Below are 14,747 nucleotides of genomic sequence, written 5' to 3' on the forward strand. Positions count from 1 at the left end.
GTGCAGGGGCTTTTTTATAGCAGGCGATCTTGTTCAATCTTCTCGCGCAGAAAATCGAGAAAACAGGTAATGCGCGAGGTGAGTGACTGGTTGCGGTAATACACAGCATGAACCGGCAGACGCCATTCACGCGTTTCCTGCTCCAGCACCTGCACTAAATCACCCCGCTCACGATCTTTACGGCTGACAAAATCAGATAAACGTGCAATACCCTGGCCTGCCAGCGCCAGCTGACGTAGGGTTTCTCCGCTGGAAGCCGACAACGTGGGTTTAATTTGCAAAAACTCACCTTCACGCTGCCATACGGGCCAGACGTTATGCGCATCCAGCTGGCTGAATCCCAAAAGCTGATGGGCTGACAACGCCTCAACTGATTCCGGGCTGCCATACTGCTGCAGGTAAGCCGGGCTCGCCACTAAACGCGTGGCGCTGCTGCCCAGCACGCGGGCACGCAGCGTAGAATCACGCAGCTCCCCGACACGAATCGCGATATCGGTCTGCTGCTCCAGCAAATCGATCATGATGTCGTCGGTATTCAACTCCAGCTGAATCAGCGGGTACCGCTGTCGAAATTCCGCCACCAGCGGCACGATTACATGCAGCATAAAGGGGGCGTTGGCATTGATGCGCAATCTGCCAGAGGGGATATCGCGACGTTGGGCGATCTGCTCTTCCGCCCTTTCTACCGACGAAAGGATCTGGCGCGCATGATCGAGGAAGATCAAGCCTTCCTCGGTGAGCGCGAGACGCCGCGTGGTGCGGTGCATTAGCGTGGTTTGTAATTTGCTTTCCAGCCGACTCAGCGCCCGGCTGATACCAGAACTGGTTTGATCGAGCTGCTCGGCCGCCGCTGTGATTGAGCCGGTATCCACCACCGCCACCCAGGCGCGTAGCTCTTCCAGTGTGATTTTCACGTTCCTTTCCCCGGTAAAAATGTTTGGCTTGCCCAAATAACAAGGGACGCCGCAGCGTCCCAGGTCATCAAGCTTCCAGGTCGGCGAGGTCGCCTTTTTCCTGTAGCCAGTTACGGCGATCTTCAGAACGTTTCTTCGCCAGCAGCATGTCCATCACGCGCAGCGTCTGCTCGACATCATCATCGCTGACCGTCAGCTGTACCAGACGGCGCGTGTTCGGGTCGAGCGTGGTTTCACGCAGCTGCAGCGGGTTCATCTCACCCAGACCTTTGAAGCGCTGTACGTTCGGTTTGCCTTTCTTGCGCTTCAGCTGCTCCAGCACGCCCTCTTTCTCGTCTTCATCCAATGCGTAAAAGACTTCTTTGCCGAGATCGATGCGATACAGCGGTGGCATGGCGACATAAACATGGCCATGTTGCACCAGCGAGCGGAAGTGCTTCACAAACAGCGCACACAACAAGGTGGCGATATGTAAGCCATCGGAGTCCGCATCCGCAAGGATACAGATCTTGCCGTAACGCAGCTGGCTCAGATCTTCACTGTCGGGATCGATACCGATCGCCACCGAGATGTCGTGCACTTCCTGCGAGGCCAGCACTTCATCCGATGAGACTTCCCAGGTGTTCAGGATCTTACCTTTAAGCGGCATGATCGCCTGATAATCACGATCGCGCGCCTGCTTGGCCGATCCACCTGCGGAGTCCCCTTCCACCAGGAAGAGTTCGGTGCGATTCAGATCCTGTGCGCTACAGTCGGCCAGTTTGCCCGGCAGTGCCGGTCCGCTGGTGAGCTTTTTACGCACCACTTTCTTGGCCGCGCGCATACGACGCTGGGCACTGGAGATCGCCAGTTCGGCAAGCATTTCGGCGGCTTGCACGTTCTGGTTCAACCACAAGCTGAAAGCATCTTTCACGATAGCCGAGACAAATGCCGCGCACTGACGCGAAGAGAGACGCTCTTTGGTTTGACCGGCGAACTGTGGATCCTGCATTTTGACCGACAGCACGTAGGCGCAGCGATCCCAAATATCTTCCGCAGACAGTTTCACGCCGCGTGGCAGGATATTGCGGAACTCGCAGAACTCACGCATCGCATCCAGCAAGCCCTGACGCAGACCGTTAACGTGCGTCCCGCCTTGCATGGTGGGAATCAGGTTCACGTAGCTTTCGGTCAGCAGTTCGCCGCCTTCTGGTAGCCATAGTAACGCCCAATCCACCGCTTCCACATCACCCGCGAAGCTGCCGACAAAGGGTTTTTCCGGCAAGGTAGGGAGGCCGTTGACTGCTTCTGATAAGTAATCAGAGAGGCCGCCATGATAGAGCCATGTCTGCTCGGTATCATTGACCTTGTCTTTAAACACGATCTCCACGCCCGGACACAGCACCGCTTTGGCTTTCAACACATGCGTCAGGCGCGACACCGAGAAGCGTGGACTGTCGAAGAAACTCTCATCCGGCCAGAAATGCACGCGCGTGCCAGTGTTACGTTTGCCGACCGTGCCGGTCACCGTCAGATCCTGCACTTTATCGCCATTTTCGAAGGCAATATCGTAGACCTCGCCGTTACGGCGCACGGTGACTTCAACACGTTTTGACAGGGCGTTAACCACCGAAATCCCCACGCCATGCAAGCCGCCGGAGAACTGGTAGTTTTTGTTGGAGAATTTACCGCCCGCATGCAGACGGCAAAGAATCAGCTCAACCGCTGGCACTCCCTCTTCCGGATGGATATCTACCGGCATGCCGCGACCGTCATCAATGACTTCCAGTGACTGATCCGCATGCAGGATCACTTCCACGCGCCTGGCGTGACCCGCCAGCGCCTCATCGACACTGTTATCGATCACTTCCTGGCCCAGATGGTTTGGGCGCGTGGTATCGGTGTACATCCCCGGACGACGACGCACCGGTTCAAGGCCGGTTAAGACCTCAATGGCATCGGCATTATAACTTGATTGGCTCATCGTAACTGTCTGATTAGCAATAGGAATAGGGGTCCATCTCGCAGCAATCAGGGAGCATTTAATCCCAGAAAATCAATGATCTGCGCAAAATGGCGTTCGAATCCGATATAAGCATGATTGCCACCCTCTTCGACCGTTTGGCGGCATGCGCTGTAGTATTCCAGCGCCTGGCGGTAATCGAGTACTTCATCGCCGGTCTGTTGCAGCAGCCAGAGTAAATCGGGCGCTTCGAGAGGGTCAATCTGCATGACTTTCAGATCGTAAATGTGGCGTGACTCTAACACATATTGCTGGCCGGTGTAGGGATTACGGTTCTCGCCGAGATAATCCACCAGCAGCTCAAACGGGCGCACCGCTGGATTGACCACCACCGCAGGCAGCATAAAGCATTGCGAGAGCCAGGTAGCGAAGTAGCCCCCGAGCGACGATCCCACCAGGCCGAGCGGTTCACCGGCATACTGCATCACCAGTTCTTCCAGCATGCTGGCGGCTTCGGCGGGGAACGTGGGCAGCTGCGGCACCAGAACATTAATGTGCGGATGATGTTGGGCTACCCACTGCTGCAGTTGTGTGGCTTTGGCCGATTGCGGTGAGCTGTTGAATCCGTGCAGATAGATCAGCGCCGCCATCGCTTAGTAGCCCTCGGAATCTAAATCGGGGCGGAACAGATCGCTTTGCAGACGATTCACTTCGGTCTCCAGTAAGCCATCTGCCTTCAGAGTTAACCAGCGCCAACCTGGTGCGACGTTATCGATGGTGAAGTTGGTGCAATGCGGTTTGAACTGCACGCAGGTCGAAGGAGAAGCCAGCACGCGACGACCATGCCAGTCGAGATCTAATTCCTGATGAATGTGGCCACACACCAGATTACGCGCACGCGGGAAGTGTTGCAGCACCGCTTCTAATTGATGGGGATTGCGCAAGCTATGCTGATCCAGCCAGGTACAGCCGGAAGCGAGCGGATGATGGTGCAGCAGCACCAGCGTATGGCGCTCAGGATGCTGGCGCAGCGCCTTGTCGAGCCACTCGAGTTGGTATTCGCTTAACATGCCATGCGGCACACCAAAGACCTGACTATCCAGCAGCACCAACTGCCAGTGCTCACCCAACAGCACATGTTTATCGGAAGCGATTCCGGCATCGGCAAGTGTATTGACCATCGCGGGCTGAAAATCGTGATTCCCTGGCAGCCAGACACACGGTTTCGGCAGGCGTGAAATGCCCGCTACAAAGTGTTGATAAGCTTCGACGGTGTGATCCTGGGCGAGATCGCCAGTGGCGATAATCAAATCATAATCGCGCTGTTGTGCCATGATGGCGTCCAGCACCGCATCAAAACTCGACCAGGTATTCACCCCAAGCAGCGATTGATGTTTTCCTGCAAAAAGATGGGTGTCCGTGATTTGTAAAATCCTGATATCGGCCCCATTTGCCGCAGGAAGAGTAAGCAGGCTATCCAAAGCGTTTCCTTTCTCTCCACGCCATAGTTGTATGCTATCAGCAGACCGGCACTGCTACAGCACCGTGCGCCAGACAATAGCGCAACCAATCTGCAAGAAACTGGTTAATCTGATGTTTTTCATCGCGCTGATGCAGTTTTTTATTAGGGTAATCATAGCGCGCTTTGAAGCGATAGATCTGCTGAGTGGAACACACTTCAGCGACCATCGCATCATGGTACAGCCGAACGGACATGGATGGCAGGCTCCAGTAACTTACTGCCGGGGCCACCTGGCGAATCTCCACCAGCGTGGTATAACGCGTCGACTCTTGAATAGTCAGCTGATAACGGGCGCCGCTCACCTGATAGATCACCGACGCGCCTGCCTCGTCATCACGCGGCAGCAGGCGACGCAGTTGGGCGAAATTGGTTTCGCACAATCGCATCATTTCGGGAAAGTCAGGGGTATAGCGCTGTTTCATTTTAGCTTCCACTCTTGTCGTAGTTTTTCATGGTGCAACGCCAGCCATTGCAGGGCGATGACAGATGCCGCGTTATCAATAATCCCCTCTTCCACCCAGCGATAAGCCTGTTCGCGGCTCACCACATGGACAAGAATATCCTCATTCTCTTCCTCCAGCCCGTGATTTCCCTCTGCCAGGCTGGCATCCACTTCGCCCACCAGCACCGACAAACGTTCAGACGTTCCGCCTGGGCTGGCTAAGTAATTCACTATCGGTTTCACACGCCCGACCTTGAGGCCTGCTTCTTCTCCGGCTTCGCGACGCGCCACATCTTCCGGCGTTTCACCGGGTTCAATGATACCGGCCACCATTTCCAGCAGCCAGGGCGTTGGGCTGGAATCATAAGCCGGGATGCGAATCTGTTCGATTAGCACCACTTCGTCGCGTAAGGGATCATAGGGTAGCAGCACGGCGGCGTGTCCGCGCTCAAAAACTTCGCGTACCACCTCACCGCTCATCTCGCCATTAAAGCGGCGATGGCGGAAACGGTAGCTAATAATGGAAAAAAAACCATCGTAGCGTGTATCGCGTGCAATAATTTCTACATCGTTTTTTGTGAAAGTCACAGGGGATTTTTTTTCACCCGCCATCATCTGGTTCCTTATGCAGATTGGGATGGAGCGAAGAAAAGCCAACCCTTGTGCTCCGTCCGAGTGGTTCTTTCTGAATTATTTACGTAAATTAGGGGAAGAAGGCACGTTCAGCCAACTTATCTCTGACGCCGCCTCTGTAGAATCGGCGATTATTTTTTGGCTTACCTGCAGCACTACCAGTGCAATTTGCTGCAACAAAAGGAATGCAAATGAAAAAACTGCTCCCACTTTTTATTGGGTTGAGCCTGGGCGGATTTAGCCTTGCCAGCCAGGCAGAGAACCTGTTGCAGGTTTACCAGCAGGCGCGCCTTAGCAACCCGGATCTGCGTGCTTCAGCCGCTGACCGTGATGCAGCCTTTGAGAAAATTAACGAAGCGCGTAGCCCTTTATTGCCACAGCTCGGTCTGGGCGCAGATTATACCTATAACAACGGTTACCGTGACAGCAGCGGTCTTCATTCCAACACGACCAGCGCTTCTCTGCAATTAACACAAACCATTTTCGATATGTCGAAATGGCGTGCGCTGTCGCTGCAGGAAAAAACCGCCGGGATTCAGGATGTCACTTATCAGGTCGCACAACAGGATCTGATTCTGAATACCGCAACGGCGTATTTCAACGTGTTGAAGGCGATTGATACCCTTTCTTACACAGAAGCGCAGAAACAGTCGATCTACCGCGAATTGGATCAAACCACCCAACGCTTCAACGTGGGTCTGGTGGCGATCACTGACGTGCAGAACGCCCGTGCGCAGTACGACAGCGTGCTGGCCAACGAAGTGACCGCGCGTAACAACCTTGATAACGCGGTGGAATCGCTGCGTCAGATTACCGGTATGGATTATCTGGCACTGGCTTCACTGAATATTGATCGTTTCAAAACCGCACGCCCGGATGCCGTTGCTTCCTTGCTGAAGCAGGCTGAAAGCCGCAATCTCAGCCTGTTATCTGCACGTTTGAGCCAGGACCTGGCGCGCGAGCAAATTCGCTCTGCTGAGTCTGGTCATATGCCAACGCTGGATCTGACTGCCTCTACTGGTGTGTCTAACAGCAAATATGGCGGCAGCCGTGCTAACCAGAGTTCTGGCACCACTGACTCCATCACGGGTTCCAACCAGGTTGGCCTGAGCTTCTCCCTGCCGCTGTACAGCGGTGGTTCGGTGACTTCGCAGGTGAAACAGGCGCAGTACAACTTTGTTGCCGCCAGCGAACAGCTGGAAGGCGCACATCGTAGTGCGATCCAGACCGTGCGTTCTTCGTTCAACAACGTTAACGCGTCTATCAGCAGCATCGATGCTTACAAACAGGCCGTTGTGTCTGCTCAGAGCTCATTGGATGCGATGGAAGCCGGTTATCAGGTGGGTACCCGTACCATCGTTGATGTGCTGGATGCGACCACAACCCTGTTCAACTCTAAACAGCAACTTTCTGATGCGCGTTACAGCTACCTGATTAACCAGCTGAACATCAAATATGCGCTGGGTACGTTGAATGAGCAGGACCTGCAGCAGCTGAACAGCACGCTGGGCAAGGAAATCACCACCGCACCTGAAGTGGTGGCACCGGAAAACAGCCAGCAGGCTTCACGTGTCGATAATGGCCCGAAAACTTCGGCACCTTCAGCCGCCGCGAAAGCGCGCCCGGCTGCCGCGCACAGCAGCGGAAATCCTTTCGGTAATTAATCCCTTAAGGGGCCGCTTGCGGCCCCTTTCGCATTCAAACGTATAACAACGTAAAGATCCCCCAGCCATCCGGCTTCTCGCTTCATTTTCCACCACTCATCACCTATCCTAAGCCCCACCTTTGGGCACAGGATGAAAATAATGAAACGGACTAAACATATTCGTCATGCCGCTTTTCGTAAAAGCTGGCAGGCACGCCATTTAACGCCAGTGGCACTCGCGGTTACCGCAGTGTTTATGCTGGCTGGCTGCGAACAAAGCGATGAGACAGTATCGCTGTACCAAAACGCGGATGATTGTGCGAAAGCTAACCCTAGCCAGGGCGCGCAATGTACCACTGCGTATAACAATGCGAAGAAAGAAGCCGAACGCACCGCACCGAAATACGCCACGCGCGAAGATTGCGTCGCAGAGTTCGGTGAGAATCAGTGCCAGCAAACACCTGCTCAGGCCGGTGTCGGTAGCACCAACAATGCCGAAGCGCAGCAGAGCGGTAGCTTCTGGATGCCGCTGATGGCCGGTTACATGATGGGTCGCATGATGGGCGGCGGCGCGGGCTTTGCGCAGCAACCGCTGTTCTCACCGAAAACCCCGAACAGCCCGGCTAACGGTCAGTTTGTCGATGCTTCCGGCAAAAACTATGGTGCAGCGACCTCAGGCCGCAGCATGAACGTGCCGAAAACCGCCATGGCACCTAAGCCAGCGACCACCTCCACCATCACGCGTGGTGGCTTCGGTGAGAGCGTTGCGAAACAAAACACCCTGCAGCGCAGCAATGCCACCAGCACCAATCGCAGCAGCACTGGCAGCAGCCGCTCGATGGGAGGCTAAGCCGCAGTATGCAACGTATTGCTATCAGCGAACGTCCGGACTGGCGCGAAAAAGCCAACGAATATGGCTTCCAGTTTCACACCATGTACGGTGAACCTTATTGGTGTGAAGACGCTTACTACCAGTTCACCCTCGCACAGGTTGAGCAATTAGAAGATACCACCGCTGAACTGCATCAGATGTGTCTGCAGGCGGTGGAAAAAGTGGTGAACAGTGATGAACTGCTCACCCGCTTCTGCATTCCCAAACACACCTGGGACTTCGTACGAGACTCGTGGAAGCTGCGTCAGCCGTCGCTCTATTCCCGTCTGGATTTAGCCTGGGACGGTAAAGGCGATGCCAAGCTGCTGGAGAATAACGCCGACACGCCGACCTCACTGTATGAAGCCGCCTTTTTCCAGTGGATCTGGCTGGAAGATCAAGTCAATGCGGGCAACCTGCCACAAGGCATTGACCAGTTTAATAGCCTGCAGGAAAAGTTGATTGAGCGCTTTGCCGCGTTGCATCAGGAGCACGGTTTTAACTGGCTGCACTTTGCCTGCTGCCGTGACACCGAAGAAGATCGTGCCACAGTGCAGTATATGCAGGATTGCGCCACCGAAGCCGGCCTGCCGAATGAATTCCTGTATATCGATGAAATTGGGTTGGGTGAAAGAGGCCAGTTTACCGATCAGCATGATCAGGTGATCAGCAACCTGTTTAAGCTTTATCCGTGGGAATTTATGCTGCGTGAAGTGTTCTCCACCAAGCTGGCAGATGCCGGTGTGCGTTGGTTAGAACCGGCGTGGAAAAGCATTATCTCGAATAAAGCGCTGCTGCCGCTGCTGTGGGAAATGTTTCCTGACCATCCCAATCTGCTGCCCGCCTTCTTTGCCGACGACAAAAATGCCCCGCAGATGGACAAGTACGTGGTGAAACCGCTGTTTTCACGTGAAGGCGCCAATATTCGCATCATTGAAAACGGCCAGGAGATCGCCCGTGCTGACGGTCCGTACGGCGAAGAGGGAATGATCATCCAGCAATTCCATCCGTTGCCGAAGTTCGGCGACAGCTACACCTTGATCGGTAGCTGGCTGATTGACGATCAACCTGCTGGTATCGGCATTCGTGAAGATCGCGCGCTGATCACTCAGGATCTGTCACGCTTCTATCCTCATACCTTTATCGAATAAATGCTGTGCCGCCCGTCAGACGCGGGCGGCCAGTGCATTAACTGACCTGCACCGAAAGCATACTGATTGCGCCCATCTCCATCCCTTCCACCGGAATGCTGATCGACTCCTCCTCGGCACGCGCGCCTAGGATATACAGCAACGGCAGATAATGTTCTGGCGTTGGGTTGGACATCTCTGCACCTTCATGCTGCAGATAATTCACCAACGGATGATCTGCTGCTTCACCGGCAAAGCTCAAATTCTCACGCACAAATTCATTGAAGCTTTCTGCCCATGGATAGCTTGTAGCGGCACCCTGCCAGCGAAGCATCCGCAGGTTATGCACCACGTTACCGCTGGCGACGATCATCACGCCTTCGTCACGCAGCGACGCCAGTTTGCGACCTAATTCGAAGTGCCATTGCGCCGATTGCGTCCCATCGATACTTAACTGCACCACCGGGATATCGGCTTGCGGATACATTTTTGCCAGCACGCCCCATGAGCCGTGATCAAATCCCCACTCCTGGTCGGCATGGACGTCAATCGGTGCCAGCAGATCGATCACTTGCTGTGCCAGCTCTGGCGAGCCCGGAGCCGGATAACGCACATCAAACAGCGCCTGCGGGAAGCCACCAAAATCATGGATGGTGCGAGGATTATGCATGGCCGTCACCGCCGTACCGCGTGTGTACCAATGTGCCGACACCGCGAGAATGGCGCGCGGACGTGGCAATGTTGCACCCAGATGCTGCCATGCGCGGGTATAGGTATTGTCTTCCAGTACATTCATCGGACTGCCGTGACCTAAAAACAGGGCGGGCATACGGTTGTGGCTCATGATGGTTCCTCTGACGAAAGTGTCGCTTTATTAGCCGCTACGATACGCGCTTTCGTGCCGGGATTAACGCTGATAACTGTGATGATCTCTATCAGGGAATTTGAATAAGAAATGGCGGAGTGGATGGACGGTGAAAATGGGGTTTCAAGATGTACTTATGCGCTATAAAAAATCCGCAGCCTGGAAAGCCGCGGATCTTTTGATGACGATAACTGAGGCTTAGCTTGCCTGGCGCGTTTCACGCTCGCGGCGATAAGCCACCAGGTCTTCAATCGTCACGACCGGCATATCGTGTTGTTTGGCAAACACAATCGCTTCTGGCGCATGCGCCATGCTGCCGTCGTCATTGGTCAATTCACACAGCACACCGGCGGGTTTGAAGCCTGCTAATGTCACCAAATCGATGGTGGCCTCAGTGTGACCACCACGCGTCAGCACACCGCCTTCGCGCGCGCGCAGCGGGAAGACATGGCCTGGACGGTTGAGATCGCTCGGTTTCGCGCCATCTGCCACAGCGGCACGAATGGTGGTGACGCGGTCAGCGGCAGAAACGCCAGTGGTAACGCCTTCCGCTGCTTCGATGGTGACGGTGAAGCCGGTGCCATAAGAGCTGGTGTTGGTTTCTACCATCATCGGCAGATCCAACTGCTGGCGGCGTTCTTCAGTAATGCACAAGCAGACAATGCCGCTGCCGTGGCGAATGGTTAATGCCATTTGCTCTACGGTCATGGTTTCGGCGGCAAAGATCATGTCACCTTCGTTTTCACGATTTTCATCGTCGAGCACCATCACACCGCGACCGTTACGCAGCGCATCGATGGCGCGTTCTACACGCTGTTCCGGCGTGCCAAATTCAGAAAGAAGCGTCTGATTCATGGTAAAAAACCTTATAAAAAATATATGAGTTACCAGAACCAGGGCGTGCTTAGGAGTGCGCAAATAATACACATGGCAAAAACGTGACGCGGGCGTAAGCCCGGCTGATGTCGTTACCCTCTCCCATCCGGACTCTAACCGTCGGCCCCGGAATTACACCGGATCTGCTGACCTTTCACTTTGCAGTGAAAGCGCTCGCGGGCTTTCAGCCGAAGCTGATTTACCGCCGGTGGGGAATTTCGCCCCGCCCTGAGAATAAGCGAGGTCACTATAACGCCAATCATCTGGACGGGCAATCGACAAAAGCGCAAATGCTTTTGCATTTACTGCGATGCGGAATTCAGGTTTAACCTTTTCGTTTCAGGCATTACACTTAACCTTTGTTGAGTCGGAACACGTGCTGTTATCAGCCACCGCAACCAGGAAATCATCATGATCGACACGAAAAAAATTGAACAACTGGCTCGCCAGGTCCATGAAGCCATGCCAAAAGGGATTCGCGACTTTGGCGACGATGTCGAAAAGAAAATTCGTCAGGTATTGCAGGCGCAGTTAACCCGCATGGATTTAGTTAATCGTGAAGAGTTTGATGTGCAGACGCAGGTACTGCTGCGCACGCGCGAGAAGTTGGCCGCACTGGAACAGCGCCTGGCAAAACTGGAGAGTGAGAGTCCAGCCGCACCGGCACCTGCGGTGGTGACACCAGACCCGGCGGGTAAGATCGACACTCCGCAGTAATTCGCTGACTCGGCGGCGTATATTGCTCGAAAACACTCGCTGAGCTCACATTGCTCGCAGACTAAACAGGCGGCCATTGGGCCTAATGCCAGTCAGTTAAGCCTGACTGGCATTTTTTCTTCTGGCTGTCGGATATTTATAGGGTCTCTCTTTCACCACCCTTGGGAACGAGCGCTCCCGTCGTCCCGGTAGTCTGACCATCTCTGCTATCGAACTTACGTCCTTTACCAGTTCCGGGATACGCCCAGGCGATGCGCCTTCAAGTGTCCAGAGCAGTTTCATCACCCACGCTGTCGATTCCCTGAAGCTGAGCTGGTTAGGCCAGTATCCCTTCAGCGTTGAGGCCATTCTTATCATCTGATATCTCACCAGATTGTAGGCCAGCAGCACGCCCCACAGCTCCTGCCTTATCATCTCCGGCTTCCTGCTGCGAAGCGTGAGCCTGCTGTCCTGGAGACCCTGCTTTATTTCACGATATCCCAGCTCTATCTCCCAGCGATGACTGTAGAGATCCGCTATTTCTTTACCCGGGTAACGCATCGCATCCGTCATCGACGTCAGGAACCGCCACGTCCGGCCTTTTATTTCCCGGCTTATCATCCTCATCTCTGTGTGCGCCGCCAGATGTGGCCATTTCTTCCGTGAATGAGCGGAGGTTTTTACCCGGATAAGTATGTCTCCCTTCCCCAGACGACGTACCTCTTCGTACTGCAGGTCTTTACGTGCCGCTATCATCCAGTGACGATTTTCGCCGGCCTCATGCCAGGCGCTAAGCAGACCGAATGACGTGTAGCCCTTATCGAAGAGGGTCAGGCTGTTGTCGCACGCGCGTTCAATGAGACCTTCTGCCAGCACCATCTCATTCTCGTTCTGGCAGCCCATCGCGGCGCCGCTGATAAGATGGCTGGTGAGTTCCATCAGGCAGACCATGCGAACCTGCGGATAAGGAGAGGCGCCTGCCACCGTGCCTGAACGGACGAAAGCCTTCTCATTATCAGGTGTTTCTGGCGTGCGCCAGACAACGCCGTCAACAGCGTACAGCGTCAGACCACACCAGTCAGGGTGGGAAGTCTGTGCATTCCAGAGCTCGCTGCTCTGTTCGAAAACCCGCCGTACAGCGTCGTCCCCCAGCCGCTGCCTTGCCTGCACTACGGCACTGGGCGCAACGAAAGGACGGTTTCCCGGTAAAAGAATATCAAGGCGATTAACGATGGCGTGAAGGGGTTCTTTGCGCTCAAGGGCCATGCCGATGAGACACCAGACCATCATATCTGTAGTGAGTCTGCGCTTACGGAGCGTGACCGTGCCAGCTTCCTCAAGGCAGCGGCTGATGAGCGCAGGGTCAAGAACATCCGCGAGCGTATTCAGAGGATTACGAAGAGAATCGTAACGAGAGACGATATCAAGGGCCTGACTGAGCTGCATAAAAAAATCCGGAAACGAAGCGTTTCCGGATTCTTACACAGCCACTGGATCGTTCAACTGATCCTTAACTGATCGGCATTAGGCCATTGGGCCGCCTGTTTAGTCAGAATACGCTTGCTTCTTCGCTCGCCGTTAGTGATAGCGAATCATCTGGAATCTTAGTGCTCGCGTGAGCGGCTGCGAATCATTGAGAACCCCAGTGCTCGCTATTAATGACAGCGAATCTTCTGGGATCTCAATGCTCATCATGAGTGGCTGCGAATCGTCTTGATGATGTTAGTGGTGGAGATACCGTCTTCAAAGTTCAGCACGCGCACGTCACCGCCGTTGGCCCAAACCTCTTTACTGCCCGCGATATCTTCCGGCTTATAATCACCGCCCTTCACCAGCAGATCCGGTAACACACCTGCAATCAAACGCTGTGGCGTATCTTCTTCAAACAGCACCACCCAATCCACCGCTTCCAGCGCACCGAGCACGATCATACGGTTTTCCTGTGGGTTAACCGGACGGGTTTCACCTTTCAGACGTTTGGTGGAAGCATCACTGTTTACCGCAACAATCAGACGGTCGCCCAGCTTACGTGCATTGGCAAGATAGGAAACGTGGCCCGCATGCAAGATGTCGAACACGCCGTTGGTCATCACCACTTTCTCACCGCGCTGACGCGCCAGCGCCACCGCTGCTTTAAGCTCGGCCTCGGTCATCACACCAAACCCGCTGTCGGGACGTGCATGAATAGCGTTTTCCAGCTCAACGGTGCTCACGGTTGATGTGCCGAGTTTGCCCACGACCACGCCCGCTGCGGCATTGGCGAGGAAACAGGCTTCTTCCAGACTGTCTCCGGCCGCCAGCACGGCGGCCAGCACGCCAATCACCGTGTCACCTGCACCGGTGACATCAAACACTTCCTGCGCCTGCGTCGGCAGATGCAGCGGCGATTTGCCCGGTTGCAGCAACGTCATGCCGTTTTCAGAGCGGGTGACCAGCAGCGCGGAGAGCTCATAATCGGCGATCAGCTGCATGCCGCGGCTCACAATCTCTTCCACGGTTTTGCATTTACCCACCACGGCTTCGAATTCAGACAGGTTTGGCGTCAGCAGAGTCGCACCGCGATAGCGCTCAAAATCCGTGCCTTTCGGGTCGATCAACACCGGCACGTTGGCTTCACGCGCCAGCTGAATCATAGTCTGCACGCTGCTCAACGCGCCTTTGGCGTAATCTGACAGCACTAACGCACCCGCTTGCGCCAGTGATTGACGCATACGATCGTGAATAGGCTGCGGATCAACCTGCTCGAAGCCTTCTTCAAAATCGAGGCGGATCAGCTGCTGGTTACGCGAAAGCACGCGCAGTTTGGTAATGGTCGGATGGCTTTTCACCGCGACAAAATCACAATCGACTTTAACCTTTTCCAGCGTCTCACTCAGCACACGTGCCGCATCGTCTTCACCCGTCAGGCCAATCAAACGCGAACCAGCACCCAGTGCAGCAATGTTCATCGCCACGTTGGCCGCGCCGCCTGGACGCTCTTCGATGGTATCGACTTTCACCACCGGTACCGGGGCTTCAGGCGAGATACGGCTGGTTGGGCCATACCAGTAGCGATCTAACATGACATCGCCAACAACCAGCACAGCGGCTTTGCCAAAAGCGGGCAGTGTTACTTTCATTCCAAAGACTCCAGACTACGGTCAAAATTATGTGCGGATAATAACATACCCCGATGAGACTTCGAGCCACAGGTGCGAGGGCTGCGCGCCTT

At 54.8% G+C, this 14,747-nt stretch carries 14 protein-coding genes and 1 riboswitch; of the genes, 4 read left to right on the plus strand and 10 right to left on the minus strand.

Features of this window, described 5'->3' with window-relative positions:
• Positions 1 to 14: 14 nt before the first annotated feature.
• The 6 genes from AC6I8L_RS16965 to nudF all read right to left on the minus strand — a co-directional run bounded on the left by AC6I8L_RS16965 (position 15) and on the right by nudF (position 5,432).
• A complete protein-coding gene (locus AC6I8L_RS16965) occupies positions 15 to 914 on the minus strand; it encodes a LysR substrate-binding domain-containing protein (RefSeq protein WP_058961934.1) in 900 nt (299 codons plus the stop codon).
• Between the two features lie 67 nt (positions 915 to 981).
• Entirely contained in the window at positions 982 to 2,877 is a 1,896-nt protein-coding gene (gene parE, locus AC6I8L_RS16970) for a DNA topoisomerase IV subunit B (protein WP_058961935.1), read from the minus strand.
• Positions 2,878 to 2,924: 47 nt separating this feature from the next.
• Entirely contained in the window at positions 2,925 to 3,506 is a 582-nt protein-coding gene (gene yqiA / locus AC6I8L_RS16975) for an esterase YqiA (protein ID WP_058961936.1), read from the minus strand.
• 3 nt (positions 3,507 to 3,509) lie between these two features.
• Positions 3,510 to 4,337: a 3',5'-cyclic-AMP phosphodiesterase gene (cpdA, locus tag AC6I8L_RS16980; RefSeq protein WP_058961937.1), complete on the minus strand. Its 828-nt coding sequence runs from the start codon at positions 4,335 to 4,337 to the stop codon at positions 3,510 to 3,512.
• 37 nt (positions 4,338 to 4,374) lie between these two features.
• On the minus strand, positions 4,375 to 4,800 hold the full coding sequence (locus tag AC6I8L_RS16985; RefSeq protein ID WP_034828381.1) for a DUF1249 family protein: 426 nt from the start codon (positions 4,798 to 4,800) through the stop codon (positions 4,375 to 4,377).
• Positions 4,797 to 5,432: an ADP-ribose diphosphatase gene (nudF, locus tag AC6I8L_RS16990; RefSeq protein WP_058961938.1), complete on the minus strand. Its 636-nt coding sequence runs from the start codon at positions 5,430 to 5,432 to the stop codon at positions 4,797 to 4,799. Before nudF ends, AC6I8L_RS16985 begins: the two co-directional genes overlap by 4 nt.
• A gap of 212 nt (positions 5,433 to 5,644) precedes the next feature.
• Between nudF and tolC the strand changes: the two genes are divergently transcribed.
• The 3 genes from tolC (at position 5,645) to AC6I8L_RS17005 (ending at position 9,120) form a co-directional block, all read left to right on the plus strand.
• The gene (tolC, locus tag AC6I8L_RS16995; protein ID WP_058961939.1) at positions 5,645 to 7,117 is read left to right on the plus strand and encodes an outer membrane channel protein TolC; all 1,473 of its coding nucleotides are present in this window, start codon (positions 5,645 to 5,647) and stop codon (positions 7,115 to 7,117) included.
• 141 nt (positions 7,118 to 7,258) lie between these two features.
• The gene (locus AC6I8L_RS17000; RefSeq protein ID WP_058961940.1) at positions 7,259 to 7,948 is read left to right on the plus strand and encodes a DUF1190 family protein; all 690 of its coding nucleotides are present in this window, start codon (positions 7,259 to 7,261) and stop codon (positions 7,946 to 7,948) included.
• 8 nt (positions 7,949 to 7,956) lie between these two features.
• Positions 7,957 to 9,120 (plus strand): glutathionylspermidine synthase family protein, encoded by a 1,164-nt coding sequence (locus AC6I8L_RS17005; RefSeq protein WP_058961941.1) that lies wholly within the window; start codon positions 7,957 to 7,959, stop codon positions 9,118 to 9,120.
• Positions 9,121 to 9,157: 37 nt separating this feature from the next.
• Here the strand turns inward: AC6I8L_RS17005 and ygiD are convergent, their stop codons facing one another.
• Complete coding sequence (ygiD, locus tag AC6I8L_RS17010; protein ID WP_058961942.1) at positions 9,158 to 9,943, minus strand: 4,5-DOPA-extradiol-dioxygenase; 786 nt, start codon at positions 9,941 to 9,943, stop codon at positions 9,158 to 9,160.
• Between the two features lie 219 nt (positions 9,944 to 10,162).
• The gene (gene ribB, locus AC6I8L_RS17015; RefSeq protein WP_034828370.1) at positions 10,163 to 10,819 is read right to left on the minus strand and encodes a 3,4-dihydroxy-2-butanone-4-phosphate synthase; all 657 of its coding nucleotides are present in this window, start codon (positions 10,817 to 10,819) and stop codon (positions 10,163 to 10,165) included.
• Between the two features lie 111 nt (positions 10,820 to 10,930).
• Positions 10,931 to 11,080: riboswitch (FMN riboswitch) on the minus strand.
• Positions 11,081 to 11,251: 171 nt separating this feature from the next.
• Here ribB and ubiK point away from each other — a divergent pair.
• Positions 11,252 to 11,557, plus strand: a complete 306-nt coding sequence (ubiK, locus tag AC6I8L_RS17020; protein WP_034828368.1) for a ubiquinone biosynthesis accessory factor UbiK — start codon at positions 11,252 to 11,254, stop codon at positions 11,555 to 11,557.
• Between the two features lie 96 nt (positions 11,558 to 11,653).
• On the opposite strand, the gene AC6I8L_RS17025 is transcribed toward ubiK, so the two are convergent.
• Together AC6I8L_RS17025 and hldE are read right to left on the minus strand one after the other, a co-directional pair.
• A complete protein-coding gene (locus tag AC6I8L_RS17025) occupies positions 11,654 to 12,982 on the minus strand; it encodes an IS4 family transposase (RefSeq protein WP_058962542.1) in 1,329 nt (442 codons plus the stop codon).
• 245 nt (positions 12,983 to 13,227) lie between these two features.
• Positions 13,228 to 14,655 (minus strand): bifunctional D-glycero-beta-D-manno-heptose-7-phosphate kinase/D-glycero-beta-D-manno-heptose 1-phosphate adenylyltransferase HldE, encoded by a 1,428-nt coding sequence (gene hldE / locus AC6I8L_RS17030; RefSeq protein WP_058959463.1) that lies wholly within the window; start codon positions 14,653 to 14,655, stop codon positions 13,228 to 13,230.
• Positions 14,656 to 14,747 lie beyond the last annotated feature (92 nt).

This window comes from Type-E symbiont of Plautia stali, assembly GCF_059731115.1.

Excerpts from the sequence above, each read along its gene's own strand:
- parE (WP_058961935.1), bottom strand. The coding sequence starts at position 2,877 with ATGAGCCAATCAAGTTATAATGCCGATGCCATTGAGGTCTTAACCGGC.
- yqiA (WP_058961936.1), bottom strand. The coding sequence starts at position 3,506 with ATGGCGGCGCTGATCTATCTGCACGGATTCAACAGCTCACCGCAATCG.
- AC6I8L_RS16985 (WP_034828381.1), bottom strand. The coding sequence starts at position 4,800 with ATGAAACAGCGCTATACCCCTGACTTTCCCGAAATGATGCGATTGTGC.
- nudF (WP_058961938.1), bottom strand. The coding sequence starts at position 5,432 with ATGGCGGGTGAAAAAAAATCCCCTGTGACTTTCACAAAAAACGATGTA.
- tolC (WP_058961939.1), top strand. The coding sequence starts at position 5,645 with ATGAAAAAACTGCTCCCACTTTTTATTGGGTTGAGCCTGGGCGGATTT.
- AC6I8L_RS17000 (WP_058961940.1), top strand. The coding sequence starts at position 7,259 with ATGAAACGGACTAAACATATTCGTCATGCCGCTTTTCGTAAAAGCTGG.
- AC6I8L_RS17005 (WP_058961941.1), top strand. The coding sequence starts at position 7,957 with ATGCAACGTATTGCTATCAGCGAACGTCCGGACTGGCGCGAAAAAGCC.
- ygiD (WP_058961942.1), bottom strand. The coding sequence starts at position 9,943 with ATGAGCCACAACCGTATGCCCGCCCTGTTTTTAGGTCACGGCAGTCCG.
- ribB (WP_034828370.1), bottom strand. The coding sequence starts at position 10,819 with ATGAATCAGACGCTTCTTTCTGAATTTGGCACGCCGGAACAGCGTGTA.
- ubiK (WP_034828368.1), top strand. The coding sequence starts at position 11,252 with ATGATCGACACGAAAAAAATTGAACAACTGGCTCGCCAGGTCCATGAA.
- AC6I8L_RS17025 (WP_058962542.1), bottom strand. The coding sequence starts at position 12,982 with ATGCAGCTCAGTCAGGCCCTTGATATCGTCTCTCGTTACGATTCTCTT.
- hldE (WP_058959463.1), bottom strand. The coding sequence starts at position 14,655 with ATGAAAGTAACACTGCCCGCTTTTGGCAAAGCCGCTGTGCTGGTTGTT.